At 63.3% G+C, this 24,780-nt stretch carries 23 protein-coding genes; 9 read left to right on the forward strand and 14 right to left on the reverse strand.

Going from position 1 to position 24,780, the window contains the following annotated elements:
• Positions 1-62: 62 nt before the first annotated feature.
• The 7 genes from NKH13_RS25335 to puuE all read right to left on the reverse strand — a co-directional run bounded on the left by NKH13_RS25335 (position 63) and on the right by puuE (position 6,356).
• Positions 63-2,045 (reverse strand): CocE/NonD family hydrolase, encoded by a 1,983-nt coding sequence (locus NKH13_RS25335; protein ID WP_352915148.1) that lies wholly within the window; start codon positions 2,043-2,045, stop codon positions 63-65.
• A 91-nt stretch (positions 2,046-2,136) separates the two neighbouring features.
• Positions 2,137-2,556 (reverse strand): type II toxin-antitoxin system MqsA family antitoxin, encoded by a 420-nt coding sequence (locus NKH13_RS25340; RefSeq protein ID WP_352915151.1) that lies wholly within the window; start codon positions 2,554-2,556, stop codon positions 2,137-2,139.
• 2 nt (positions 2,557-2,558) lie between these two features.
• Positions 2,559-2,816, reverse strand: coding sequence for a type II toxin-antitoxin system MqsR family toxin (locus NKH13_RS25345; RefSeq protein WP_352915245.1), 258 nt, complete (start codon positions 2,814-2,816; stop codon positions 2,559-2,561).
• A gap of 101 nt (positions 2,817-2,917) precedes the next feature.
• Entirely contained in the window at positions 2,918-3,511 is a 594-nt protein-coding gene (locus NKH13_RS25350) for a nucleoside deaminase (RefSeq protein WP_352915154.1), read from the reverse strand.
• Positions 3,511-4,014: an ureidoglycolate lyase gene (locus tag NKH13_RS25355; protein ID WP_352915156.1), complete on the reverse strand. Its 504-nt coding sequence runs from the start codon at positions 4,012-4,014 to the stop codon at positions 3,511-3,513. The genes NKH13_RS25350 and NKH13_RS25355 overlap by 1 nt, the downstream gene beginning before the upstream one ends.
• The gene (locus NKH13_RS25360; RefSeq protein WP_502908303.1) at positions 4,011-4,859 is read right to left on the reverse strand and encodes a bifunctional allantoicase/(S)-ureidoglycine aminohydrolase; all 849 of its coding nucleotides are present in this window, start codon (positions 4,857-4,859) and stop codon (positions 4,011-4,013) included. Before NKH13_RS25360 ends, NKH13_RS25355 begins: the two co-directional genes overlap by 4 nt.
• Before the next feature lie 63 nt (positions 4,860-4,922).
• The gene (puuE, locus tag NKH13_RS25365; protein ID WP_352717298.1) at positions 4,923-6,356 is read right to left on the reverse strand and encodes an allantoinase PuuE; all 1,434 of its coding nucleotides are present in this window, start codon (positions 6,354-6,356) and stop codon (positions 4,923-4,925) included.
• Between the two features lie 173 nt (positions 6,357-6,529).
• On the opposite strand from puuE, the gene uraH reads away from it, so the two are divergent.
• The 5 genes from uraH to NKH13_RS25390 all read left to right on the forward strand — a co-directional run bounded on the left by uraH (position 6,530) and on the right by NKH13_RS25390 (position 12,469).
• A complete protein-coding gene (gene uraH / locus NKH13_RS25370; RefSeq protein WP_352717300.1) occupies positions 6,530-6,904 on the forward strand; it encodes a hydroxyisourate hydrolase in 375 nt (124 codons plus the stop codon).
• A 1-nt stretch (position 6,905) separates the two neighbouring features.
• Positions 6,906-8,387, forward strand: coding sequence for a xanthine dehydrogenase small subunit (xdhA, locus tag NKH13_RS25375; RefSeq protein WP_352915161.1), 1,482 nt, complete (start codon positions 6,906-6,908; stop codon positions 8,385-8,387).
• The gene (gene xdhB, locus NKH13_RS25380; RefSeq protein ID WP_352717302.1) at positions 8,387-10,738 is read left to right on the forward strand and encodes a xanthine dehydrogenase molybdopterin binding subunit; all 2,352 of its coding nucleotides are present in this window, start codon (positions 8,387-8,389) and stop codon (positions 10,736-10,738) included. Before xdhA ends, xdhB begins: the two co-directional genes overlap by 1 nt.
• 62 nt (positions 10,739-10,800) lie before the next feature.
• Entirely contained in the window at positions 10,801-11,895 is a 1,095-nt protein-coding gene (gene xdhC, locus NKH13_RS25385) for a xanthine dehydrogenase accessory protein XdhC (RefSeq protein ID WP_352915248.1), read from the forward strand.
• 70 nt (positions 11,896-11,965) lie between these two features.
• Entirely contained in the window at positions 11,966-12,469 is a 504-nt protein-coding gene (locus NKH13_RS25390; protein WP_352915163.1) for a hypothetical protein, read from the forward strand.
• A gap of 43 nt (positions 12,470-12,512) precedes the next feature.
• Here the strand turns inward: NKH13_RS25390 and dps are convergent, their stop codons facing one another.
• The 4 genes from dps to NKH13_RS25410 all read right to left on the reverse strand — a co-directional run bounded on the left by dps (position 12,513) and on the right by NKH13_RS25410 (position 16,403).
• Complete coding sequence (dps, locus tag NKH13_RS25395; RefSeq protein ID WP_352915165.1) at positions 12,513-13,001, reverse strand: DNA starvation/stationary phase protection protein Dps; 489 nt, start codon at positions 12,999-13,001, stop codon at positions 12,513-12,515.
• Between the two features lie 148 nt (positions 13,002-13,149).
• The gene (locus NKH13_RS25400) at positions 13,150-14,403 is read right to left on the reverse strand and encodes an LLM class flavin-dependent oxidoreductase (RefSeq protein WP_352915168.1); all 1,254 of its coding nucleotides are present in this window, start codon (positions 14,401-14,403) and stop codon (positions 13,150-13,152) included.
• Positions 14,400-15,407, reverse strand: coding sequence for an LLM class flavin-dependent oxidoreductase (locus NKH13_RS25405; protein WP_352915170.1), 1,008 nt, complete (start codon positions 15,405-15,407; stop codon positions 14,400-14,402). Before NKH13_RS25405 ends, NKH13_RS25400 begins: the two co-directional genes overlap by 4 nt.
• 75 nt (positions 15,408-15,482) lie before the next feature.
• Positions 15,483-16,403 carry a LysR family transcriptional regulator gene (locus NKH13_RS25410; RefSeq protein WP_352464534.1) on the reverse strand — a complete coding sequence of 307 codons (921 nt, stop codon included), beginning with the start codon at positions 16,401-16,403 and terminating at the stop codon, positions 15,483-15,485.
• Between the two features lie 139 nt (positions 16,404-16,542).
• Between NKH13_RS25410 and NKH13_RS25415 the strand changes: the two genes are divergently transcribed.
• The 4 genes from NKH13_RS25415 to NKH13_RS25430 all read left to right on the forward strand — a co-directional run bounded on the left by NKH13_RS25415 (position 16,543) and on the right by NKH13_RS25430 (position 20,915).
• A complete protein-coding gene (locus NKH13_RS25415) occupies positions 16,543-17,760 on the forward strand; it encodes a urate hydroxylase PuuD (protein WP_352717309.1) in 1,218 nt (405 codons plus the stop codon).
• 1 nt (position 17,761) lies between these two features.
• Positions 17,762-19,075 (forward strand): guanine deaminase, encoded by a 1,314-nt coding sequence (gene guaD, locus NKH13_RS25420; protein WP_352915173.1) that lies wholly within the window; start codon positions 17,762-17,764, stop codon positions 19,073-19,075.
• 74 nt (positions 19,076-19,149) lie between these two features.
• On the forward strand, positions 19,150-19,653 hold the full coding sequence (locus tag NKH13_RS25425; RefSeq protein ID WP_352717312.1) for a heme-degrading domain-containing protein: 504 nt from the start codon (positions 19,150-19,152) through the stop codon (positions 19,651-19,653).
• Complete coding sequence (locus NKH13_RS25430; protein ID WP_352915177.1) at positions 19,650-20,915, forward strand: glycerate kinase type-2 family protein; 1,266 nt, start codon at positions 19,650-19,652, stop codon at positions 20,913-20,915. The genes NKH13_RS25425 and NKH13_RS25430 overlap by 4 nt, the downstream gene beginning before the upstream one ends.
• A gap of 2 nt (positions 20,916-20,917) precedes the next feature.
• On the opposite strand, the gene NKH13_RS25435 is transcribed toward NKH13_RS25430, so the two are convergent.
• The 3 genes from NKH13_RS25435 to NKH13_RS25445 form a co-directional block, all read right to left on the reverse strand.
• The gene (locus tag NKH13_RS25435; protein WP_352915250.1) at positions 20,918-21,649 is read right to left on the reverse strand and encodes a UdgX family uracil-DNA binding protein; all 732 of its coding nucleotides are present in this window, start codon (positions 21,647-21,649) and stop codon (positions 20,918-20,920) included.
• 78 nt (positions 21,650-21,727) lie between these two features.
• Positions 21,728-23,149 (reverse strand): glutamine synthetase family protein, encoded by a 1,422-nt coding sequence (locus NKH13_RS25440; protein ID WP_352915179.1) that lies wholly within the window; start codon positions 23,147-23,149, stop codon positions 21,728-21,730.
• A gap of 14 nt (positions 23,150-23,163) precedes the next feature.
• Complete coding sequence (locus tag NKH13_RS25445; RefSeq protein WP_352915181.1) at positions 23,164-24,546, reverse strand: aspartate aminotransferase family protein; 1,383 nt, start codon at positions 24,544-24,546, stop codon at positions 23,164-23,166.
• Positions 24,547-24,780: the final 234 nt, after the last annotated feature.

The following is a 24,780-nucleotide window of genomic DNA, read 5'->3' on the forward strand; positions in this document are numbered from 1 at the left end:
ACCGAATGCGACATGCCGTGGCGTAAATCGTGCGTCGCAATTGGACCAATCGTTATAAGCGCTCAAAGCAGTGCGCGCGGGATTTTCTCCACGAAGTTGCGCTCGAAGACCAGTTTCTCGCCTTCATACGCTTCAATTCTGGCGCTAACCATGAAGCTTTGCACGTCGGAGCGCATTTCGGCGAAGGTTTCGGTGCGCACCGACCATCCATTTCGCGACAGCGTCTGGGTCCAATGCGTCTTGCCCGACGCTGACAGCGGATTGTCAGGATGGATCGCCCATGTCTCTCTGGCGATGTTGCCATTGGCAAGGCTGTGTTGCAGATCGCGCACTTCGCCGAAATCGTCGACGATGGAAAGCGTGATCATTCCGGTCTTTTCGTCGCGATCGACATGACGCTCGGAATTGGCGGCGCGGACCGTTTCGGTTGCCCAGGGCGTGGCGCCTTCGGGGGCGGGGAAGGTGACCTCGTCGCCTTTCGCCGGCGGGCGCAGCGGCAGCGTCAATGTCGCGGCCGACAATTCCAGCCGGACCGGCTCCGGCGACGGCCAGATCATCGGCCAATAGCTGTTGGAGATGGCAACACGCAAGCGGTGGCCGGCCGGCACGCTATAGGCGCATTGATCGAGCACCACCCGGGCGCTGACGGTTTCGCCGGGCACCAGCGCTTCGGGAAATTCGTGCGAGTTGCGATGCGTCAGGTTGAGCACGCCGTAGGAAATCAGCTCCGACGCTCCGTCCGGATGGACGTCGCACAGCCGAAGCGCGATGTTCGCCTGGCACCGGTCCGACGAAACCCTGACCAGAACTTCGGGAGCACCGACGATGTCGACCGCTTCGGTCAGCACCGGCTGGTCGAAACACACCGACAGCGCGTCGTCGGGGCGCTGGTCACCCGGCAGTTCCGGTCCAAAGGTGAAGGGGAAATATTCGCCACCGGCAAGGCCGCAGCTTTGCGGCGAAGCGACGATAGCGTAGTTGCCTTCAGCGATAAGCTCAACCTCTTGCGTCTTGATGTTGGGTGACGGCCATTCCGATTCAGCGACCCAGCGGCCCGGCCGCTCGGGATGCCAGCGCGCCGGACGCACGCTGTCCATGACATAGGCGCGGTAGGCGGGGTCGGCCTCGACGCCGGTGTCGAGGTCCTTCAGCCAGCGGTCCCACCAGCGCAACGCCTCCTGCAGGAAGCCGATGCGCGGTTCGGGCGCGGCGTAATGCGGGTATTTGTGGATCCACGGGCCGACGATGCCCTTGACCGGCGCCTCGATATTGGCGGCGAGATGGGAAATCGTATTGCGATAGCCATCATGCCAGCCGCCGATCGACAGCACCGCGGCATGGATGGCGGAATAGTCCTCGCAGATCGAGCCGCGCTTCCAATAGGCATCGCGATGCTGGTGCTTCAGCCACAGCGGTGCCAGGAAGGGCTGGTTCTCCAGCCTGGTCAGCCACAGGTCGCGCCATTTGTTGTCGCCGGCCAGCAACGGATCCGGCGGCCGTGACGAATAGGACAGCATGGTCGAGGCCCAGCCGAAATTCTCGATCAGCAAGCAGCCGCCCTTGTAATGGATGTCGTCGGCATAGCGGTCGACCGTCGAACAGAGACTGATGACCGCCTTCAGCGCCCCCGGCTGCTTGGCTGCTACCTGCAGGCAGTTGAAGCCGCCCCACGAAATGCCCATCATGCCGACATTGCCGTTGCACCAGGGCTGCGCCGCCGCCCAGGCTATGACGTCGCAAGCGTCCTGCAATTCCTGCTCGGAATACTCGTCGTCCATCAGCCCTTCGGAATCGCCATTGCCGCGCATGTCGACGCGGATCGAGGCGTAGCCGTGGCCGGCAAAATAGGGATGCGTCAGCTGATCGCGGTAGATCGTGCCGTCGCGCTTTCGGTAGGGCAGGTGCTCGAGGATCGCCGGCACCGGATCGTCGGCAGCATCGGCCGGCATCCATACCCGCGCCGACAGGCGGCAGCCGTCCGGCATGACGATCCCCATGTCCGGAAATTCGACAACCTTGCGGGGAAATTCAGTGACGGTTTTCATGCGGGGCATAACGCCCCGCAGCGAGGCGACTTTCAATCGCTATTCGCGACTGGAGCAGCAAATTATGCGACCTGTCAGAGAGGCCGCGCGGCTACCGCAACTCGTCCACCAACTCCGGGTGTTTTTCCAACAGCGTCATCAGCTGAATGGTTGGGCCACTCGGCTCGATCAGACCCCGTTCGTATTTGTCGAAAGCGTTCTCGCCGACCTTGAACAGGGATCCTGCCTCGCGTTGCGAAAGTTTCAGCTTTGTGCGCACGCGACGGATGGTGGCCGGTGCCGGAACGCCGTCGATCTTTTCTTTGAGGATGCGGAGCGCTGCATCGACGACGGTCATGTCGTCTCCGACATGCACGCCCTCACTTCCCGAAGAGGGATAATAACCCGGCAGGTCGACGATCATGCTCTCGCCCTTGTAAGTCACAGTGAACGGACGCACCCCACGCGTCAGCGTTTCTCCTGTTTTGGGGGAGATCATGCTATTCGTTTCGTTATTTTCTTTCATCGCCATGGTCACTTTTCCTTGAACGACATGACTGTGAATTCGGTCACGACGTCCGCCTGAAATTTCACGTAAAGAACCAGGTCGCGTGCTGGCACGTAATTGACATCTTGCCAGACACGATGGTCGGCGAACGTCGTCATCGACTTTACAAACATCTTCCGCGTGATGCCGCCGATCACCTCGACAATACCGGCGCGATCAAAGCCCAGCCCAATGGCATCCCGCAGGGCGGACGTCGTGATTACCAGCGTGTCGACAGAACCCAGCTCGGCCTGATTGCATCAAGATCGTAAGTGGGTCTGCGTTTCTCCATAACGCAATATGCCACCATAAAGGTGGCAATTCAAGCCATTGAACTTTGCTGCATTCAATTCAACGGGATGTCGTTTTCGTCCTTGCCGGCCTGATAGGCGCCGGACAGTTCGTCATAGCGGGCGGAAATTGTGCCGATCCGTGCTTCCAGCCGCTTGCGTTGGGTCTCGGGCAGCGATCGTACGAGTCTGCGAATCGAAAAGCTCTTCCAGTAGGCATTCTCGGCATTGTAGCCGCCGGGATCGAGGGTGAAGACCTCCTTCAGGATCTTCAGATCGTGCGGAATGTCGAAGTTGTCGCGCGAGTCCTCATGGCTGAACAGATAGTAGAAATTGTCGAAGCCGGTCCAGGTGATCGCCGACAGGCAGAGCGAGCAGGGTTCGTGCGTGGCAAGAAAGATCGCGTCCCTGGTGTCGACGCGCTCGGCTTTCGGCAGTTCGTAGAAGCGCTTCAGGCAATGCACCTCGCCATGCCAGAGCGGGTTTTCCGTCTCGTTGTTGGTTTCGGCAAGCACCAGCGAGCGGTCGTCCTTGCGCAGGATCGCCGCGCCGAACAGCTTGTTGCCATGCGCGACGCCTTCGGCGGTCTTCGGCAAGATGTCGTGCTCGATGACGTCGAGCAGACGGTCGATCAGCGAAATGTCAGCCATCACCGGCTCCCATCGGGAAGATGAATCTCATAGGCGTGCGAGAAGTGGCACTCTTCGAGGTTGGAGCCGTCGCCGCCACGGTCGACGACCAGGAAGTCCTGCGGCTCGCCGATCGGCGTCAGCACGCCGTGCCACAAATTGCGCGGATAGTTGACGCCTTGCCCGGGCGCGGTGATGAACGCATGCGGTTCGCCCGGGCCTTCCTCGCCATCATGGCAGACGACGACCAGGAACGGCCGTGGCGACAGCGGGATGAAGGCTTGGCTGCCAAACGGATGGCGCTCCACCATGGTCAGCTTCAACGGCAGCTCATAGGGCGTGCCGCGCACCATCGAGATCAGCACGCGCGCATTCGGCCCTCGTGCTTCAGCGGTGGCGAGATCGTGATAGCGCTCGGCCTTGCCGCCATTGATCGAATAATGATTGTCGCCGCCCATATCGATGACGTCGCCGAATTCGGCGAAATTCTCGCGGGTCAGCGGCCGCGCGACGATGCGGGTCATGGTGTAGGTCTCGCGACGCCGGCGCTGCCAAGCTTGGCGTGGCGGTTGACGTCCTTGTAGAGGAGATAGCGGAATTTGCCTGGCCCGCCGGCATAACAAGCCTGCGGGCAGAAGGCGCGCAGCCACATATAGTCGCCGGCCTCGACTTCGACCCAGTCCTGGTTGAGACGGTAGACCCCCTTGCCCTCCAGCACATAGAGCCCGTGCTCCATGACATGCGTCTCGGCGAAGGGAATGACCGCGCCAGGCTCGAGCGTGACGATGGTGACATGCATGTCGTGGCGCATGTCGGCCGGATCGACGAAGCGCGTCGTCGCCCATCGGCCTTCGGTACCCGGCATCGGCGTCGGCGCGATGTCCTGTTCGTTGGCGAAGAACGCTTGCGGCGTGTCGATGCCGTCAACTGCATCATAAGTCTTGCGGATCCAGTGGAAGCGGACGGCGGCGTCGCTTTCATTGCGCACCGTCCATCCGCTCGCCGGCGGCAGGAAGGCAAAGCCGCCCGGCCTTAGGCTATGTTTCTTGCCGGCAAGCGAAACGCTTAGCTCGCCTTCGACCACGAACAGCGCACCTTCGGCGGCGGCGTCAAGCTCAGGGCGGTCGCTGCCGCCGCCAGGCGCGAGCTCGACGATATATTGCGAAAACGTCTCGGCAAAACCCGACAGCGGCCGCGACAGCACCCAGACGCGTGTCCCGTCCCAGAACGGCAATGCGCTGATGACGATGTCCTGCATCACGCCCTTGGGGATGACGGCATAGGCCTGCGTGAACACGGCGCGGCCGGTCAGCAATTCGCTCTGGCCGGGATGTCCGCCCTGCGGCGCATAATAGGTTCGCTCGGCCATTTTCATCATATCCATAAATTCAAGCCTGTTGCGGAAGCCAGGGCCTATCGCGGCAGCCAAAGCCTATTGCGGAAGCATGTCCTTGAGACGAAGCAGCGCGATGCGCTCGACCTGTCTGCAGGCGGTTTCGAATTCGACATCGCGACTATTGGCGATGCGCGCCTCGAGCTCGGCCAGGATCTCCTCCTTGGCCTTGCCTTTCACCGCGATGATGAAGGGGAAACCGAAACTGGTGACGTAGGCGGCATTGAGTTTTGCGAACAACTCGCGCTCCTTATCGGTCAGCGCGTCGAGCCCGGCCGAAGCCTGTTCCCTCGTCGATTCCGCCGTCAGCCGCTTGGCCTGCGCCAGTTTTCCGGCAAGATCGGGGTGGGCATTGAGCACGGAAAGCCGCTCGGTCTCGCTTGCCGCGCGAAACACGCGGCAAAACGCGTTGTGCAGGCCGCCGGCACTGTCATGCGCCGGGCCGAGCTCCAGCTCATAGGCGCGCTCGGCAATCCACGGCGAATGCTCGAACACGCCGCCGAATGCCTGGACGAAGGCCTCGAATTCCATTTTCGACGGGCGTGGCGCCGGCAACCGGAACGGATGCGTCTCCTGCCAATGTTTTGCAATGTCGATGCGCCGTGCCAGCCAGACCTTGTCGTGTGACTTGACGTAGTCGATGAAGCGCTTCAGTGCCGCGACCCGGCCCGGCCGCCCAACCAGGCGGCAGTGCAGGCCGATATTCATCATGCGCGGCCGCCCTGCCTTGCCCTCGGCATAGAGCGTGTCGAAACTATCCCTGAGATAGGCAAAGAACTGGTCGCCCGAGTTGAAGCCCTGCGGCGTGGCAAAGCGCATGTCGTTGGCGTCGAGCGTATAAGGGATGACCAGCTGCGGCTTCGCCGACCCGTCCGGTGCCACATGCTCGAACCAGTAGGGCAGTTCGTCATCATAGGTGTCCGACACATAGTCGAAGCCACCCTCTTCCGCTGCCAGCCGCACCGTGTTGATCGAGGTGCGGCCGGTGTACCACCCGGTCGGCCGCGCACCTGTGACCTCATAATGCAGCCGGATCGCCGCTTCCATGTCGCGGCGCTCGTCTTCCGGGGCGTGGTCGCGGTAGTCGATCCATTTCAGCCCGTGCGAGGCGATCTCCCAGCCGGCCTCCTGCATCGCCGCAACCTGGTCGGGCGAACGCGCCAGGGCCGTGGCGACGCCGTAGCAGGTGACCGGCACTTGCGCCGCGCTGAACAGGCGCAGCAATCGCCAGAAGCCGGCTCGGGCGCCGTATTCGTAGATCGATTCCATGTTCCAGTGGCGCTGGCCGGGCCAGGGCGCGGCGCCGACGATCTCCGACAGGAAAGCCTCCGAAGCCTTGTCGCCGTGCAGGACGCAATTCTCGCCGCCCTCTTCGTAATTGACGACGAACTGCACCGCGACATGCGCCCCGCCGGGCCATTTCGGATCCGGCGGATTGGCTCCGTAGCCGCGCATGTCTCGTTCGTAACGCATTCTCGCTCCTGCCGGAAAGTGTGATCAGGATAGTCGAAAGGAGTGCCTGCGCATTCCCCCGAAATTTTTGAAAGTGTTTTTGTCGCGCTCCGCTCGACCGGGACTTATGCATCGCCTTTAATTGGCGCACAATTCATGAATAGTGTTCGACTGTGCAGGGAATGGAGCAGCCAGTGGCGGAAACGTCGAAAGCCGAAGGCGGGCGCCTGACGACCCATGTCCTCGACACTGCGGCCGGCAAGCCGGCGGCCGGTCTGTCGATCGAGCTCTATCATCTTGACGGCCAGGCCCGAACGCATCTGAAGACGGTCGTCACCAATGATGACGGCCGCTGCGATGCTCCGCTGCTTGCCGGTGCGGAATTCCGTACCGGCGAATACGAGCTGATCTTTGCGGCCGGCGATTATCTGCGCCGGCAAGGGACAAAACTGCCGGAACCGGCCTTCCTCGACCATGTGCCGATCCGCTTCGGCATGGCCGAGCCGGTGCACTATCATGTGCCGCTGCTCCTATCGCCCTACGGCTATTCGACCTACCGGGGAAGCTGAGATGGCCGGGATCAAGACACGCGACGAAATCCGCTTCATCCTCAATGGCGAGGACGTCGCGCTCGGCACGGTTGCACCCGACCAGACCCTGCTCGATTGGCTGCGGCTCGACCGCTCGCTGCGCGGCACCAAGGAAGGTTGCGCCGAGGGCGACTGCGGCGCCTGCACGGTGCTGGTCGGCAGGCTCTCCGGTGGAACACTGGTCTATGAAAGCGTCAATGCCTGCATCCGCTTCCTTGGCTCGCTAGATGGCACGCATGTCGTGACCGTCGAGCATCTGCGCGGCGACGCAGGAAAACTGCACCCCGTGCAGCAGGCGATGATCGATTTCCACGGCTCGCAATGCGGCTTCTGCACACCGGGTTTCGTCATGTCGCTTTATGCTCTGTGGATGCGGTCGCCGGAGCCGTCGGACGCCGCCATCGAAAAGGCGCTGCAAGGCAATCTCTGCCGCTGCACCGGCTATGAGGCGATCATGCGCGCCGCACGTGCCATCTCCAGCTACGGCAAGGCGGCAAAGGATCCGTTGGCGACGGAGCGCAAGGCAGTCACGGCCAAGCTCGAAGCGATGAAGGACGGTTCGCGCATCGAGATCGGCTCCGGCAACAAGCGGCTGATCGTGCCAGCCAATGCCGATGATCTGGCCAGCGTGCTGGTCAAGGAGCCGGGCGCCACTATCGTCGCGGGTTCGACCGATGTCGGCCTTTGGGTGACCAAGCACATGCGCGATATTGCGCCGGCGGTTTTCATCGGCAATCTCGATGGATTGTGCGAAATGTCCGAGGACAAGGGCATCATCTCGATCGGCGCCGGTGTCACCTATAGCGAAGCCTTCGCGACGCTGGCGAAACGCATCCCGACGCTAGGCCCGCTGTTCGATCGCATCGGCGGCGACCAGGTGCGCAACATGGGCACAATCGGCGGCAATATCGCCAACGGTTCGCCGATCGGCGACACGCCGCCGCCGCTGATCGCACTCGGTGCCCGCCTGACACTGCGCCGCGGCGACAAGCGTCGAACGATCCCGCTCGAGAAGTTTTTCATCGCCTATGGCAAGCAGGACCGGCAGCCCGGCGAATTCGTCGAGGCCGTGCATGTTCCGGTGCCGGGCAGCGAGACGAAATTTGCCGTCTACAAGATCACCAAGCGCCGCGACGAAGACATCACAGCAGCCCTAGGCGCGTTTTTCCTGAAGCTCGCCGGTGATGGCACGGTGGCGGATGTGCGCATCGCTTATGGCGGCATGGCGGCAACGCCGAAGCGAGCCTTTGGCGTCGAAAAGGCATTGCTTGGCAAGCCCTGGACGGAAGCGACGGTCGAGGCGGCGATTGCCGCGTACGCCGGCGATTTCACCCCGCTAACCGACATGCGGGCAAGCGCCGAATACCGGGCGCTGGCGGCACGCAACCTGCTGCTGCGCTTCTTTGCCGAAACCACCGGCACCCGGGCGCCGATCCAGGTATCACGGCACGAGGCGGCATGATGAACAAGCACGCCACCCCAAACCTGAAGGCGCAAAAAATCGCCGGCGGCGTCGCCACCGACCAGCGCCATGATTCCGCGCACAAGCATGTCAGTGGCACGGCCGTCTATATCGACGACATGCCGGAACCGGCCGGCACGCTGCACGGCTGCCTTGGGCTTTCGACGGCGACGAGTGCCACCATCACCAGCATGGACCTTTCGGCGGTGCGCGCCGCACCCGGCGTCATCGATGTGCTGACGGCGAGCGACGTGCCAGGCGAGAACGACATTTCGCCGACCGGCCGTCACGACGAGCCGGTGCTGGCTGACGGCAAGGTGCAATTTTTCGGTCAGCCGATCTTCTGCGTCATCGCAGAAACCCGCGAGCAGGCGCGCCGCGCGACGAGGCTGGCCAAGGTCGAATACAAGGAATTGCCGTTCGTCGCCGATATCGGCGAGCTCGATCCCCGGAAAGACAAGCTGGTCACGCCGCCGCTGACGCTGAAGCGCGGTGATGCAGCGGCTGCGATCAACGCGGCGCCGCGCCGGCTGAAGGGAAAAATGCGCATCGGCGGCCAGGAGCATTTCTATCTCGAAGGCCATATCGCCTTGGCCATCCCTGGCGAGGACAACGACGTCACCATCTATTCCTCGACCCAGCACCCGAGCGAAATCCAGCACATGGTCAGCCATGCGCTCGGTGTTCCGAGCCACGCGGTGACGGTGGAAATCCGCCGGATGGGCGGCGCTTTCGGCGGTAAGGAAACGCAAGGCAATCAGTTTGCGGCATTGGCCGCTATCGCCGCGAAGAAACATCATCGGGCCGTGAAAATCCGGCCCGACCGCGACGACGACATGATCGCCACCGGCAAACGCCACGATTTCCTCGTCGACTACGAGGTCGGCTTCGACGACGAGGGCAATATTCTGGGCGTAGATTTCATGTTCGCGGCGCGCTGCGGCTTCTCGGCCGACCTCTCCGGCCCGGTCACTGACCGCGCGCTGTTCCATTGCGACAACACCTATTTCTGGCCGGCGGTGCATGCGCAATCGGCGCCACTCTACACCAACACGGTATCGAACACCGCCTTTCGCGGCTTCGGCGGCCCGCAAGGCATGGTCGGCGCCGAGCGCGTCATCGACGAAGTCGCGTTTGCCGTCGGCAAGGACCCGCTCGAAATCCGCAAGAAGAATTTCTACGGCACCAGCGACCGCAACATCACGCCCTACCACCAGACGGTCGAGGACAACATCATCTACCGCATCGTCGCCGAGCTGGAGGCGAGTTCCGACTATGCGAGGCGCCGCCGCACCATCGATGCTTTCAATGCCAACAGCCGCTTCATCAAGCGCGGACTGGCGCTGACGCCGGTCAAGTTCGGCATCTCGTTCACCGCCACCCATTACAACCAGGCCGGCGCGCTGGTGCATGTCTATACCGATGGTTCGGTTCATCTGAACCACGGCGGCACCGAGATGGGGCAGGGCCTCTACGTCAAGGTGGCGCAGGTTGTGGCGGAAGAGTTCCAGATCGACCTCGATCAGGTCAAGATCACCGCGACGACGACCGGCAAGGTGCCGAACACCTCGGCCACCGCCGCGTCTTCCGGCTCCGATCTCAACGGCATGGCGGCGCAGAACGCCGCCCGCCAGATCAAGGACCGGCTGACCAATTTCGCCGCCGAGAAATACCAGTTGCCGCGCGACCAGGTGCTGTTCTTGCCCAACCGCGTGCGCATCGGCAACCAGGAGATCGCCTTCGCGGATCTCGTCAGGCAGGCCTATATGGCGCGCATCCAGCTTTCGGCGGCGGGTTTCTACAAGACGCCGAAAATCCATTGGGACCGCGACAAGGGCGAGGGCCACCCCTTCTACTATTTCGCCTATGGCGCCGCGTGCTCGGAAGTCTCGGTCGATACGCTGACCGGCGAATATATCGTCGAGCGCACCGACATCCTGCACGAAACCGGCCGCTCGCTGAACCGCGCCATCGATCTCGGCCAGATCGAGGGCGGCTTCATCCAGGGCATGGGCTGGCTGACGACGGAGGAACTGTGGTGGGACGACAAGGGGCGGCTGCGCACCCATGCGCCATCGACCTACAAGATCCCGCTCGCGTCGGACCGGCCGAAGATCTTTAATGTGACTTTGGCCGACTGGGCGCAAGCAGGCGAGCCGACGGTGCACCGCTCCAAGGCGGTCGGCGAGCCGCCCTTTCCGCTCGCAATGTCGGTGCTGCATGCGCTGTCGGACGCAGTGGCGAGCGTTGCCAGCCACAAAATCTGCCCGCGCCTCGACCCGCCGGCCACGCCGGAGCGTGTGCTGATGGCGATCGAACGGCTGAAGCGGGAAGCCAAGACCGGCACTTGAATCCCGGAAAACGTGCAATTCAGGCCGAAAAACTCTATATTTCCCAATAGGGAACGCGAATGATGAACGCGAAAGTGCAGAGCCTGAAAGCCTTTCTTGCCGGTGCCGGCCTGGTCGCCTTGGTTGAGGTGGCCGGGACAAAAGGTTCGACGCCGCGCGAGACGGGTGCCTTCATGCTCGTCTCAGGATCGGCCACTTTTGGCACGATCGGCGGCGGCCAGCTCGAATATATGGCGATCGACAAAGCGCGGCAGATGCTTTTCTCCCCCCTTGAGGGGGGTGAGGAGCGGCCGGCCAATGGCCGAGAAAAAGCCAACGATTTGACTTTTTCAGCGACGAACGCCCGGAGCCATAGCGAAGGGCAGGCCGCGGAGCGGCCAGAGGGGGTCGTATCAGAAGGCACCGCCAGAGCGTCGAGCACTGCCGCGGCGACCCCACCCGGCGGCTTCGCCGCCACCCTCCCCTCAAGGGGGAGGGATATCCGCGCCACCCTCGACATCGCGCTAGGCCCGGAGATCGGGCAGTGCTGCGGCGGCAGGGTCGAGCTGCTGATCCGGCTGGTCGACGCCGCGCTTGAGGCCAAGCTTGTTGCGGAGGCGGAGGCCGAGGAGGCGCAGCTGCCGCATGTTTACATTTTCGGCGGCGGCCATGTCGGCCAGGCGCTGGCCTCGGCGGTGGCCTTGCTGCCGGTGCATGTCGTCGTTGTCGAGACGCGAGCCGAAGCGCTGGAAGGCATGCCGGAAGCGGTCGAAACCAAGCTGACGCCGATGCCTGAGGCGGTGGTTCGCAAGGCGCCGGCCGGCTCCGCCTTTGTCGTCCTCACCCACGACCACGCGCTGGATTTCCTGATCGTCGCCGAGGCGCTGAAACGCCGCGATGCCGCCTATGTCGGCATGATCGGTTCCAAGACCAAGAAGGCGACGTTTCGGAACTGGTTCCTGAAATCGGCGGACGGAAGCGAGGCGGAATTTGACCGCCTCGTCTCGCCGATCGGCGGTTATGCAATCAATGACAAGCGCCCGCAGGTGATCGCCGCGCTCGCCGCAGCCGAGATCATGACGGCGCTGGCGAGGTGTCATTTACCTGTCAACGGACTAACAGAGTACCCCAAAGCACCAAGCGGCGGTCGGTCGACCGCATCCTCGCAGACTTTTTGATGCTTTTGTACGGAAGACCTTGGCTTATGGAGCAGTTGGCGCCGTAAGACCGAGAAAACACGAGCAGCACATGTTGGTGAAACAGCTTGTCGGAGCGCTTCTGGCCGCTTTTGCGGTTTCTCTGGCGTTTGCCATAGGATCGCGCACGCGCGCTACGCGACACGCCGGCGAGCAAACACTCCGCGCCACCTGGTTTTTGCATGTGTTTGCGGTCCTGCTTGCGGGCTTTGTCGCGATAATTTTGGTTGCCGGATATAGCGAAACAAGGAGCGAGCAACTTCCCTGGGTATATGGCCTGCTGGTTGGCTTTGGTCTGACTCTGATCGGGTGGATTTGGTTCTTCTATCTTCGTGTGGTCTTTTGGAACATCGAGGGCGTAGGGATTCGACAGCCATTCGTGCCCCCACGCTTTATTCCGTGGGAAGACATCGAATGGGCTGGTCGCAAATGGACAGGAGATTTCCAGCTTTGTTCCAAGAAAACCAGCATTAGCTACACCGCGTTCCAGGGCGGACACGATGAGCTAAATCGCCGGGTGAAGCTCGAGGTGCCGAAGTTCGAGAGGAATTTCTAATCGAACCTCGGCGCGCCGAGGAAATAGCGCCGTCCAAAAAGAGCTATTCCTTCTCCTGCGTATGTGCCTCCAGGAACCACAGCAATTTGTCGAGGGAGCGTGAATAGGCGGTGAAGATGTCGGCGGTGTCGGCGTCGCCCGCACCTGCCGCTTCGTCGATTGCCGCGCGTGCCCGCTTGGCGGTTGCGGCATAGCGGTCGATCAGCGCCGCCAGATGATCTCGGGTCTTGTGGATGTCGGTCGGATAGGCCTCGAGCATAGTCGCCTTCGACACCTCCTGCGATGTGCCGAGCGCCGTGCCGCCGAGCTGTACGGCGCGCTCCGCAATGGTGTCGACATGGCCGTCGATCTCCTCGCGGAACGTGTCGAGCATCTCATGGATGGCGATGAATTGCGGTCCCTTGACGTTCCAGTGCGCCTGCTTGGTGACCAGCGCCAGATCGATGGCGTCGGCGAGGCGGGCGTTGAGAAGATCGATACACTCTTTCTTGGCGTTGGATTGCAGGTCGTTGCGGGTGGCGATGGCATCCATGGTCGGCTCCTGTGGCGGTTGCGTCCGCCTGGTTTGAAGAGGGTGAAGTTTGTGGAAGGTCAATCGAACATGCGCGCAGACGCCCATCATCGCCGCGCGGCACAGCATCCCAAAACGGCGATCTCCGACTTTCGTTCCGCTCGTCGTTTTACGCCGGCCGTTTCAAGCCCAGGTGGTCGCGCAACGTGCTGCCTTCATAATCCGTACGAAACAGCCCGCGCCGCTGCAACTCCGGCACGACAAGCGTGGCAAAGGCATTGAGTTCGCCGGGAAAATAGGACGGCATGACGTTGAAACCGTCTGCCGCGCCACCCTCGAAGCGTGCCTCGAGCTCGTCGGCGATCTGGGCCGGCGTTCCGACGACGCGCCAATGGCCGCGCGCGCCGGCGAAATGGCGGGCAAGCTGGCGAATGGACAGCTTGTCGCGGCGGGATTGCTCGATGACCAGCGCCTGCCGGCTCTGCATGCCTTCGCTGGCCGGCAGCTCCGGCAGCGGTCCGTCAATGGGATAGCGCGCGAGATCGGATATGCTGAGATAGCTGGAAAGCAGCGCGACACCGACGTCGTCCGGGATCAGTTCCTGCAATTCATCATGTTTTGCCCGGGCTTCCGCTTCGCTTGCCGCGACGACTGGCGCGACGCCGGGCATGATCTTGAGGTCGTCCGGCTTGCGCCCATAGGCAGCCAGCCGTCCCTTGAGGTCGTCGTAGAAGGCCTTCGCTTCCTCGAATGTCTGCGCCGCCGTAAAGACCACGTCGGCGGTCCGGGCGGCGAGGTCACGACCCTCGTCCGACGCTCCCGCCTGTACCATGACCGGTGAACCTTGTGGCGAGCGCGGCAGATCGAGCGGGTCGCGCACCGAAAAACTTCTGCCTTCCTGTCCACCCTGGCCTCGCCAAAGGCCGGCAACCACGGCAGCGAATTCGCGCGCCCGTCCGTAACGGTCCGCATGTGGGCGCAGACCGGTCGAGCCGAAATTGGCGGCCTCGATCTGGCTGGCCGAAGTGACAAGGTTCCAGCCGGCACGCCCGCCGCTCAGATGGTCGAGCGACAGGAAGGTCCGCGCCAGCCCGTAAGGCTCGTTGTAGCTCGTCGACGCCGTGGAGACGAGGCCGATGCGCTCCGTCTGGACGGCGAGCGCGGCAAGCAAGCTGATCGGCTCGAAGCCGATCGAGCGCGACGTTTGGCTGGCGATGTTGACATTGGCCTCGCGCACGCCGGCGGCGTCCTCGCAGAAGATCATGTCGAACTTCGCCGCCTCCGCCGTCCGCGCCAGCTGGATGTAATGGTCGATGTCGATGCCGGCCGTGACATGCGCCTGCGGATGGCGCCAGGCGGCGATGTGGTGGCCTGTCGCCCACAGGAAGGCGCCGAGCTTCATCTGGCCTCGACCGGCGCTCATTGCCGATCCTCCCCGGCAAGCCCGAGGTGGGAGCGCAGTGTCGCCGCGCTGTAGCCGGACCGGACAAGGCCGCGGCGGCGAAGCTCCGGCAGCACGAGGCCGATGAAATCGTCGAGCGCCGACGTGAGCGGCGTGTCGATGCTGAAACCGTCGCAGGCTTTCGAGCGAAAGCACTCTTCGAGCCTGTCCGCAAACATGTCCGGCGCGGCGATTATTTCGGCGCTGACGGTAACATTCATCAGCACTTTCAGCCCCTCCGGCCTGCGCCCGAAGGCAAGCGCACGACGCTTCAGCTCGCCAGCCCAGTCGATCGATCGCTCATCCAGCAGGAGGACATCGGCGGTGCGGGCGGCGATATCCATGTCGGGCTCGGACAGGCCGGACATGACCAGCACCGGCGTGTCCTGCGGCGACCGCGCCACGTTGAGCGGCCCGCGCACGGAAAAATATTCGCCCTTGTGGTCGAGAAGGTGCATCTTCTCGGGATCGAAGAAGCGGCCGCCAACTTTGTCGAACAGCAGCGCGTCTGCGTCCCAACCTTTCCACAAGCCTTGCACGATGCCGATGAATTCCTCGGCGCGCAGGCGGAAATCGTCGCCGGAAAACCCTTCCGGTCGGCTGAAATTGGCCGCCTCGCGCGGTTCGGGCATCATGCTCGCGTTCCAGCCGGCGCGGCCATGGCTGATAATATCGAGCGAAGCGAAACGGCGCGCGAGATTGTAGGGCTGGTGGGCGACCGTCAACGCTGCAGCGACGAGGCCGATCCTGCTTGTCACCGTCGCCAGGGCCGCCACCAAGGTCGTTGCTTCGAAGCGCATTTGCCGGTTCAGCCCGCCTGCAACCGGCGCGGAATCGCCGAGCAACACCATGTCCAGACCGGCCGCTTCGGCTTCTTGCACGAACCGCGTCAGCAGACTGAAGTCCAGGCCGGCGTCGGGCGGATGGGAAGGGGCGGCTTCCGGAGACAGTGAAACGGCGAGACACATGGTGGCGCCGTTGGCCATCGCTTTTCCCTGTTGAGCGAGATTCCTTGGGAATTATCTCGTCGGCTGGACGGAAAGCAACCGGCCAGCCGGCGATCATTTGCCGGCCAGAATATCCCTGATCAGCCGCTGGCAGCGCTCGGCCATGAAGTCGAGCAACAGCCGCACCTTCGGATCCTGCAGCTTTTTGTGCGGGTAGACGGCGGCAAACTGCACCGGCGTCGGCGGCGTATTGCTCAGGATCACCTTCAGCCGCTGGTCGCGGATAAACGGCTCGACCTCGAAGCGCGGCTTGTTGATGATGCCGCGGCCGGACAGCGCCCAGCCGGTCAGCACGTCGCCATCATCGGTATCGTAGGGGCCGTGCACCTCGAACTTTTGTGGCCCGTTCGGCGTCTGCAACGTCCACACATATTCGCGCGCGCCGGAATAGCGCAGCATCAGGCAATCGTGCTTCTTGCCGATCAACTCCTGCGGCTCGGTCGGCTCGCCGCGCACGTCCAGATATTGCGGAGCCGCTACCAGCACGCGCTCGCATTCCATGATGCCGCGCATCCTGAGGCTGGAATCCTCGATAATGCCCAGCCGGAAGGCAACGTCGATGCCTTCTTTCATGATATCGACATTGTGATCGGAAAGCCGGAGCCGCACCTCGATATCTGGATACCTGTCGTGGAAATCCGGGATGCCGGATGCCACCAGCCGCCGCCCGAGGCCGAGCGGCGCTGTCACCTTTATCGTGCCGCGCGGCTGGCCGGATAACGCGCTGACCGCCGCTTCCGCCTCGGTGACCGCCTCCAGCACCTGCTTGGCGCCGGAGTAGAACACCGTGCCGTGCTCGGTCGGCATCAACTGCCGCGTCGTGCGGTTGAACAGCCTGACGCCCAGGTGCTTCTCGAGCTCCTTGATCCGGTTGGAAGCGACCGCCGGCGAAATGCGCATGTCGCGCCCAGCCGCCGACAAATTGCCGAGCTCGACGACGCGGACAAAAACGGCGATGTTGTCGAGATAGGCCATGCGGCTTCCGTGGCTCTCATGTGGCTGCGTATGATCAGCCTAGTATTTTCCAATTTTTTTTGAAAGTCATCGTGCAGCTCGGCCCTTTCCGTTTGCGCTCCAGCCCGTAAAGTCAGCCGATCGGCAGGGACGATTTTTCATGATGGATTTCGCGATATTCTGGGATTGGCTGAGTTTCGCCGTGCGCTGGCTGCACGTCGTTACCGGCATCGCCTGGATTGGATCGTCCTTTTATTTCGTCGCGCTCGACCTCGGGCTGCGCCAGCGTCCGGGCATGCCTGCCGGAGCCTTCGGCGAGGAATGGCAGGTGCATGGTGGCGGCTTCTACCACGTGCAGAAATATCTGGTGGCGCCGGCCGAAATGCCCGAGCACCTGACCTGGTTCAAATGGGAATCCTACGCCACCTGGCTGTCGGGCTTCGCCATGCTGTGCGTCGTCTACTATGCCGGGGCGGACCTGTTCCTGATCGATCCGAATGTCCTTGCCATGTCGGTGCCTACAGGCATCTTGCTGTCGCTGGCGACGATCGGCGTCGGCTGGGTGGTCTACGATCTCTTGTGCCGTTCGCCGCTCGGCAACAGCGACACCGGCCTGATGCTGGTGCTGTATGGGGTGCTGGTATTCATGGCCTGGGGACTGACCCACCTGTTCACCGGTCGCGCCGCCTTCCTGCATCTTGGCGCCATCACCGCGACGATCATGTCGGCCAACGTTTTCATGGTCATCATCCCCAACCAGAAGATCGTCGTCGCCGACCTGATCGCCGGCCGCAAGCCCGATCCGAAATACGGCAAGATCGCCAAGCAGCGCTCGCTGCACAACAATTACCTGACGCTGCCGGTTTTGTTCCTGATGCTGTCGAACCATTATCCGCTGGCGTTCGGGACAGAGTTCAACTGGGTCATCGCCTCGCTGGTGTTCATCATCGGCGTGCTGATCCGGCACTATTTCAACACTAGGCATGCGCGCAAAGGCAATCCGACCTGGACCTGGCTGGCGGCGGCCGTCCTGTTCGTCGTCATCATCTGGCTGTCGACGGTGCCGAAACTGCTGACCGGCGAGGTCAAAACGTCCTCGGCGGCACAGGTCTACGTCGCCTCGGCGCATTTTCCCGCCGTGCGTGATACAGTGCTTGGCCGCTGTTCGATGTGCCACGCGGCCGAGCCGTCCTACGAGGGCATTTACCACGCGCCGAAGGGCGTGATGCTCGATACCGATGCCGGCATCGCCGAGCACGCCGGCGAGATCTACCTGCAGGCCGGGCGCAGCCACGCCATGCCGCCCGCCAACGTCACCCAGATCACCGACAAGGAACGGGCGCTGCTGGTGGCATGGTTCGAAGGCGCGGGGAAATAGCATGACCAGCACGCTGCTGCGCGGCCGCACGCTGTCGTTTTTGCGCTGGCCCGAAACTGTCGACGACCATTCCGCCTGGCGTTACGAGCAAGATGGCGGCCTGCTGCTCCGCGACGGCAGGATCGTTGCCGCGGGCGCCTATGCCGAGGTCGAGAAAAAGGCGGGCGAGGGAACAAGAAAGATCGACCACAGGCCGCATCTGCTGCTGCCCGGGTTCATCGATGCGCACGCGCATTTTCCGCAGATGCAGGTCATCGCTTCCTTCGGCGCCGAGCTGCTCGACTGGCTGAACACCTACACTTTTCCGGAAGAGACCAAATTCCAGAACGCTCAGCATGGCCGCCGTATCGCCAGGCTGTTCCTGGACGAAGTGTTGCGCCACGGCACGACGACGGTCGCGGCCTATTGCTCGGTGCACAAGGAATCGGCCGAAGCGTTCTTTGCCGAGTCGCACGACCGCAACATGCTCAACATCGCCGGCAAGGTGATGATGGACCGCAACGCCCCGGAAGGCGTGCTCGACACGCCGCAATCGGGTTATGACGACAGCAAGGCGTTGATCGAGGAGTGGCACGGCAGGGGGCGCCAGCACTATGCCATCACCCCGCGCTTCGCCATCACTTCGTCGCCCGAGCAATTGGAGATGGCGGGCGCGCTCTGCCGCGAATATCCTGATCTGCACATGCAGACGCATCTGTCGGAAAACCACGCCGAGATCGCCTTCACGCAGCAGCTTCATCCGCAGGCGCGCGACTATACCGATGTCTATGAGCATTACGGGCTGCTCGGGCGCAGAAGCCTGTTCGGCCATTGCATCCATCTGTCGGAACGCGAGGCGGATGCGCTTTCCGATAGCGGCTCGGTGGCGGTGTTCTGCCCGACCTCCAACCTGTTTCTCGGCTCGGGCCTCTTCGATTATCAGCGCTATCGCCGCCGCGAGAAGCCGCTTCGCATCGCCGCCGCCACCGATGTCGGCGGTGGCACCAACTATTCGATGCTGCGCACCATGGACGAGGGCTACAAGGTGATCGCGCTGAACGGTGAGAAGCTCAATCCGTTCCAGTCCTTCTGGCAACTGACCCGCGGCAATGCCGAGGCGCTGTCGCTTGCGGAAAAGATCGGCACCCTGGAGGAAGGCAGCGACGCCGATATCGTTGTGCTTGACGCCCGCGCCACGCCGGCGATGCGACTGCGGGTGGAGACGGCGGACACGCTCGCCGAGGAGTTGTTTCTGCTGCAGACGCTCGGCGACGACCGCGCCGTGCATGAGGTCTATGTCGCCGGCCGCGCGGCCAAGACGGATATGGCGGTTTAGCCGTCGTATGCGGCCGGCTTGACCGGGCGGCAGCCATCCGGCAAAGCGTGCGGCGAAGTTGACAGGGGAACGACATGGCCGTTGCGGACGACATCGCTCTGATCGAGAAACAGGAAGCCACGCTTGTCTTTTCGGCCTTCGATGAAGCCGTCGCTTTCGAGATCGGCTCGGCGATCCGAGATCGGGCTCTCAAGGAAAACCTGCCGATCATCGTCGATATCAGAACCTTCGACCGGCCGCTGTTCTATGCGGCAATGCCCGGCTCGAACGCTTCCAATCCGGACTGGGCGCGGCGCAAGATCAACGTCGTGCGGCGGTTCCTGAAAAGCACCTACCGCATGGTGCTGGAGCAGCAGCGCCCCGACCGCAGCTTCAAGCCCGGCGAGGGGCTGGACGTTGCCGACTACGTGCTGGCCGGTGGCGGCTTTCCCATCACTGTCAAGGGCGCCGGCGTCATCGGCGTGATCGCCGTCTCGGGCCTGCCGGAGCGTGAGGACCATGGTGTGGTCGTCGATACGCTTTGTGAGTATCTCGGCATCAATGCGCGCGAGCTGGCATTGCCGGCGGAAGCAAAATGACAGAGGTAGACCCCAAGCCCTTTCTCATTTCGATCTTCAACGCCGCCGTTGCCGCCGCCGATCCCCAGAGGACAATCAAGGATCATTTGCCGGCAAGGCCGAAGGGCCGCACGATCGTCATCGGTGCAGGAAAAGGCTCGGCGCAGATGGCGGCGGCTTTCGAGAAAGTGTGGGACCGGCCGATCGAGGGGCTGGTCGTCACCCGCTACGGCTATGGCGCGGCCTGCCGGCGCATCGAGATCATCGAGGCGGCGCATCCGGTGCCGGATGCCGCGGGGCTCGAGGCTTCCCGGCGGCTGCTCGAAAAAGTCCAGGGACTGACTGCGGACGACCTCGTCGTGGCGCTCATTTCGGGCGGCGGCTCGGCGCTGCTGCCGTCACCAGCCGAAGGTCTGACGCTGGCCGATGAGATCGCCGTCAACGAGGCGCTGCTCGCCTCCGGCGCGCCGATCGCCGCGATGAACACCATCCGCAAACATCTTTCCTCGATCAAGGGCGGCAGGCTGGCGGCCGCCGCATATCCTGCCAAGGTGGTCTCGCTGGTTGTTTCTGATATTCCGGGCGACGATCCGGCTCTGGTCGCTTCTGGTCCGACCGTGCCGGATATAGGCAGCCGTGAGGACGCATTGGCGTCGATCGCTGCCTATGGCATGAACCTGCCGGCCTCAGTCATGGCGCATATCAATTCGCCGGCGGCCGATGCGCCGCGTCCGGACGACCCGCGTTTTATCCGCAACGAGGTGCATCTGATCGCTTCCGCCGGCGTCTCGCTGGAAGCCGCAGCGACCGAAGCGACGCGCCAAGGCATTCAGGCGGTCATTCTCTCCGATTCCATCGAGGGCGAGGCGCGTGAGGTCGGCGGCGTCCACGCTGCGATCGCGCGCGAAGTGGCGACGCGCAACCGGCCATTCGCAAAGCCGGTGCTGATCCTGTCGGGCGGCGAGACGACGGTGACCTTGCGCGCGAAAGGCAAAGGCGGCCGTAACTCGGAATTCCTGCTCGCCTTCGCCATTGGCATCAGCGGCATGGCCGGCGTGCACGCACTGGCCGCCGACACCGACGGCATAGACGGTTCGGAAGACAATGCCGGCGCCTTCGCCGACGGCTCGACGGTGTCGCGGATGCGCGAGGCGGGCGTCGATGCCAAGGCCATGCTTGCCGGCAACAATGCGTGGACCGCGTTTAACGCCGTCGGCGATCTTTTCGCGCCCGGACCGACTGGGACGAACGTCAATGATTTGAGGGCGATCCTGATCAGATAGGTTCAGGCCGCCATCAGCCTTTTCACCGCTCTCATATCCTGCAGGAACCGCTCGCGTTCGGCCTGCTTGTCCGCCGGCTCGCGAATGCGCAGGATGAAGGACGGGTGGATGGTGACGAAGACACGCAAGCCATCGTCGCGCTCCACGACCGCCCCGCGCATCTTCATGATCGGCACCACCTTGCCGAGCAGCGCCTGCGCCGCCGTTGCGCCGAGCGCTACCGCCAGATTGGGCTTGATCAGATCGATTTCCTTGTCGAGCCACCAGCGGCAAGCCTGCACCTCGCCGGCGTTCGGCTTGGAGTGGATGCGCCGCTTGCCGCGCGGCTCGAACTTGAAATGCTTGACCGCGTTGGTGACGTAGACTTTCAGCCGATCGACGCCGGCATCGTCCAGGATCGCGTCGAACACCTTGCCCGCCGGACCGACGAAGGGCTTGCCCGCCAGGTCCTCCTGGTCGCCCGGCTGTTCGCCGACGAAGATCACCTTAGCTTTATCAGGGCCCTCACCGAACACAGTCTGCGTGGCGTCGTGCCATAGCGGACAGCGGCGGCAGATCTTGGCCGTTTCGCGCAGTTCAGGAATCGTCCTGGCGTCGATTTCTGTCGTTTCCGGGGATTTGCCGGTCGGCAAGCCTCTCGACTCCACCTTGGCATGGCGCGACGTGGGGGTCGTCTGCATCCTGGCGATCATGGCTAAGGCGGCCTTGTCCGCTTCTGTGATCAGAACCGGAATGAGCGAAGCCGCCGGAAGGTTCCTTCAAAACTGGTCCGGTCGGAACTTCGCCGAGCGAAGACTCTGCCGAACAGGGCCCTACACCTCGTGCAGATAGAGGTGATAATCCAGTTCGCTGACCGTGCGCGCCACGCGCAGATATTCCGACTGCTTGATCGCCACGAACGTCCGGTGCAGGTCTTCGCCCAATGCGCCCTTGAGGAAGGTCGACGCCCTTGCTGCCTCGATCGCGGCACGCCAGTCGACCGGCATCGTCGTGCGCGTGACGGCCGATTCGTAGCCATTGCCGGTGGTTTCGGGACCGGGATCGAGGCCCTCGTCAAGGCCTTTGACGATGCCTGCCAGCACCGTTGCTGCCACCAGGTAAGGATTCGCGTCGACGCCCGATGGCCGGTGCTCGATGCGGCGGTTCTTGGCATCGCCGGCCGGCACACGCAGTGCCACCGAACGGTTGTTGACGCCCCAGGTCGGCGCCACCGGCGCATAGGATTGCGAGACGAAGCGCCGCCATGAGTTGGCGTGCGGCGCAAAGACCAGCATCGATTCCGCCATCGTCTGGATCAGTCCGCCGAGCCCGCGCAGCAGCGGCAGCGACCAGCTTTCGCCGCCGGTTTCGGCAAAGACGTTCTTGCCGGCATCGTCCAGCAGCGAGACATGAAAATGCATGCCAGAGCCGGCATACTTCTCGATCGGCTTGGCCATGAAGCAAGCGGTGACACCATGCCGACGTGCCTGCGCCCGCACCAGACGCTTGAGCATGACGAGATCGTCGGCCGCCCGCATCACGTCCTTGCGGTAGTTGAGCGTCAGCTCGTACTGGCCGGGCGCATATTCCGAGATGACCGTCTCGGCCGGGATGCCTTGCACCTTGGCTGCGGCGTAGATGTCGGAAAACAGCGGCTCCATGCCGTGCAGATGGTCGACGGAATAGACCTCCGTCTTGGCCGAGCGGCGTCCGTCGAGCACCGCGTGCGCCGGCTGCACCTTACCTTCGGCATCGCGCTCGTTGGCGAGCAGGAAGAATTCGAGCTCGAAGGCGCCAGCCGGATGCAGGCCCTTGGCCGCGAGGATGTCTACCTGGCGGGCGAGTGCCAGCCGCGGGTCGGACGACATCGGCTGGCCATCGAGATGGTACATCGCCATCAGCACCTGGCCGCGCGGCGGCTGTGTGCCGAACAGCGGCACCAGTGTGCCGGGGATCGGCCACGCCCGCAGGTCGCCGTCGCCGGTCGTCCAGATCAGCCCGGTCTCGTGAACATCCTCGCCGGTGATGTCGAGGCCGAGGATCGAGATCGGCATGTGCCGGCCACCCTCGAAGATGCTCATCAACTCGTGCCGGCGCACGATCTTGCCGCGCCCGACGCCATTGGCGTCGGTCAGCACGATGTCGAACGCTTCGATCTCGGGATGAGCGTCGAGAAAGGCCTGCGCCTCGGCGGGCGTCGAGCCCGAAGGGGATGCCGTGACCAGGTTCAAACTTTGCTTGGGCGCTTGTTTCATGCCGCAAGCTTGTCTCACGCCGTAAGCTTTGCCGCAACCGCGCCGAAGGCAGTGATCAGCCGGTCCACCTGGGCGGCGCTGGTCGCAGGAGAGATCAGCATCATGTTGTGGAAGGGTGCGATCAGCACGCCGCGATTGACCAGCGCAACGTGGACCGCCGCCTCGAGCTCCGGTGCATGCGCAGCTTCCGCCTCGCCGCCATTCCTCAACGGGCCCGGCGCGCAGATGAACTCGACGCGGGCGCCGACGCGAGCAACATGCCAGGGCAGACGATAGCGATCGATGACGGCAGTCAGCCCGGCGTCGAGCCGCCGCGCCAGATGGTCCATATGGCTGTAGTTCTCGTCGGTCATGACGTATTCCAGCGTGGCGCGCATCGCTGCGAATTGCAGCGGATTGGCCGACAGCGTTGTCCCCATGCCGGAGTAGCCGGGCTCTTTCCGGCTGATATAAGCGGCATAGCGGGCCGCAACGTCTTCGCTCATCCCCCAGACGCTCGCCGGTACGCCGCCGGCAATCGGCTTGCCCAGCACGAACAGGTCCGGTTCCAGCCCGTATTTGCTTGTATAGCCACCGGGACCGGTCGAGATCGTGTGCGTCTCGTCGATTAGAAGCAGCGTGCCGGTCGCACGGGTGAGACGCCGCAAGCTATCATGAAAGCCGGCTTCGGGCAGCACCATGCAGGAATTGGTCAGCACCGGCTCGGCGATGACGCAGGCGACATCGTGGCCCCGGAGTGCCGCGTCGAGCGCCGGCAGATCGTTGAACTCGACGACATCAGTCGCGCGCGTCAGGTCGCGGAACTCGCCGGCCAGTCCCGGTCGATTCACCGCTTTCCCGGCGACCAGCCGCACCATCGTCTCGTCGACCGAGCCATGATAGCAGCCGTTGAAGACCAGTATCTTCTCCCGGCCGGTAACGGCGCGGGCAACGCGCAGCGCGAAGCGGTTGGCATCGGTCGCCGTCGTCGCGATCTGCCACAACGGCAAACCGAAACGCTGCTGCAGCAGCGGCCCGATGGCGAGTGCGTCCTCGGCAGGCAGCATGTAGGTCAGGCCGCGTCCGGCCTGCCAGCGGATGGCGCGTGCGACCGACGGCGGCGAATGACCGAACATCGAACCGGTGTCGCCAAGGCAGAAATCGTCGAGCCGGTTGCCGTCGATATCTCTGATGATGGCGCCCCTGGCACTATCGACGAGGATCGGGAACGGCGTCGGCCAGTCGTTCATCCAATGCATCGGCACGCCGCCGAAGAAGCCGGGCAGGCCATGGCCGATTTTCGCCATCGATTTTGGCCGCGCCCGGCGGAAGACTTCTGCCTCGGTCGCGCGCAACTCGGCGATCCGGGCCGGGCCGATGCCGCCGATGGAAGTCTTTGAATGGTTGATTACGTTCATGGCGGCCCTCTCAGTCGCACTTTAGACAATCGGCATCCGCCACCGCAATTGGCCGGGCGGCTGCCCTGTGTTGGGTCAGCGGTCATTTGAATGAAAACAGGCGCTTGACCGCGAGCCGCCTTCGGGCGCCAATGGCACTTCGGCTGGAGGGGACAGGATGGTGCGGGCGATCGTCTGCGCAGCAACGCTGCTGTCGTCGGTTGGTGCGGCTCTGGCGTCCGGCGGCATCTGGTG

The sequence above is a fragment of the Mesorhizobium sp. M1348 genome, from assembly GCF_040317925.1.
In the GTDB taxonomy this organism is placed as follows: Bacteria; Pseudomonadota; Alphaproteobacteria; order Rhizobiales; family Rhizobiaceae; genus Mesorhizobium.

What these genes read in the sequence shown, in the direction of transcription:
- NKH13_RS25335 (WP_352915148.1), bottom strand. Translation starts at nt 2,045, where the DNA reads ATGAAAACCGTCACTGAATTTCCCCGCAAGGTTGTCGAATTTCCGGAC.
- NKH13_RS25340 (WP_352915151.1), bottom strand. Translation starts at nt 2,556, where the DNA reads ATGGCGATGAAAGAAAATAACGAAACGAATAGCATGATCTCCCCCAAA.
- NKH13_RS25350 (WP_352915154.1), bottom strand. Translation starts at nt 3,511, where the DNA reads ATGGCTGACATTTCGCTGATCGACCGTCTGCTCGACGTCATCGAGCAC.
- NKH13_RS25355 (WP_352915156.1), bottom strand. Translation starts at nt 4,014, where the DNA reads ATGACCCGCATCGTCGCGCGGCCGCTGACCCGCGAGAATTTCGCCGAA.
- NKH13_RS25360 (WP_502908303.1), bottom strand. Translation starts at nt 4,859, where the DNA reads ATGGCCGAGCGAACCTATTATGCGCCGCAGGGCGGACATCCCGGCCAG.
- puuE (WP_352717298.1), bottom strand. Translation starts at nt 6,356, where the DNA reads ATGCGTTACGAACGAGACATGCGCGGCTACGGAGCCAATCCGCCGGAT.
- xdhA (WP_352915161.1), top strand. Translation starts at nt 6,906, where the DNA reads ATGGCCGGGATCAAGACACGCGACGAAATCCGCTTCATCCTCAATGGC.
- xdhB (WP_352717302.1), top strand. Translation starts at nt 8,387, where the DNA reads ATGAACAAGCACGCCACCCCAAACCTGAAGGCGCAAAAAATCGCCGGC.
- xdhC (WP_352915248.1), top strand. Translation starts at nt 10,801, where the DNA reads ATGAACGCGAAAGTGCAGAGCCTGAAAGCCTTTCTTGCCGGTGCCGGC.
- NKH13_RS25390 (WP_352915163.1), top strand. Translation starts at nt 11,966, where the DNA reads ATGTTGGTGAAACAGCTTGTCGGAGCGCTTCTGGCCGCTTTTGCGGTT.
- dps (WP_352915165.1), bottom strand. Translation starts at nt 13,001, where the DNA reads ATGGATGCCATCGCCACCCGCAACGACCTGCAATCCAACGCCAAGAAA.
- NKH13_RS25400 (WP_352915168.1), bottom strand. Translation starts at nt 14,403, where the DNA reads ATGAGCGCCGGTCGAGGCCAGATGAAGCTCGGCGCCTTCCTGTGGGCG.
- NKH13_RS25405 (WP_352915170.1), bottom strand. Translation starts at nt 15,407, where the DNA reads ATGGCCAACGGCGCCACCATGTGTCTCGCCGTTTCACTGTCTCCGGAA.
- NKH13_RS25410 (WP_352464534.1), bottom strand. Translation starts at nt 16,403, where the DNA reads ATGGCCTATCTCGACAACATCGCCGTTTTTGTCCGCGTCGTCGAGCTC.
- NKH13_RS25415 (WP_352717309.1), top strand. Translation starts at nt 16,543, where the DNA reads ATGATGGATTTCGCGATATTCTGGGATTGGCTGAGTTTCGCCGTGCGC.
- guaD (WP_352915173.1), top strand. Translation starts at nt 17,762, where the DNA reads ATGACCAGCACGCTGCTGCGCGGCCGCACGCTGTCGTTTTTGCGCTGG.
- NKH13_RS25425 (WP_352717312.1), top strand. Translation starts at nt 19,150, where the DNA reads ATGGCCGTTGCGGACGACATCGCTCTGATCGAGAAACAGGAAGCCACG.
- NKH13_RS25430 (WP_352915177.1), top strand. Translation starts at nt 19,650, where the DNA reads ATGACAGAGGTAGACCCCAAGCCCTTTCTCATTTCGATCTTCAACGCC.
- NKH13_RS25440 (WP_352915179.1), bottom strand. Translation starts at nt 23,149, where the DNA reads ATGAAACAAGCGCCCAAGCAAAGTTTGAACCTGGTCACGGCATCCCCT.
- NKH13_RS25445 (WP_352915181.1), bottom strand. Translation starts at nt 24,546, where the DNA reads ATGAACGTAATCAACCATTCAAAGACTTCCATCGGCGGCATCGGCCCG.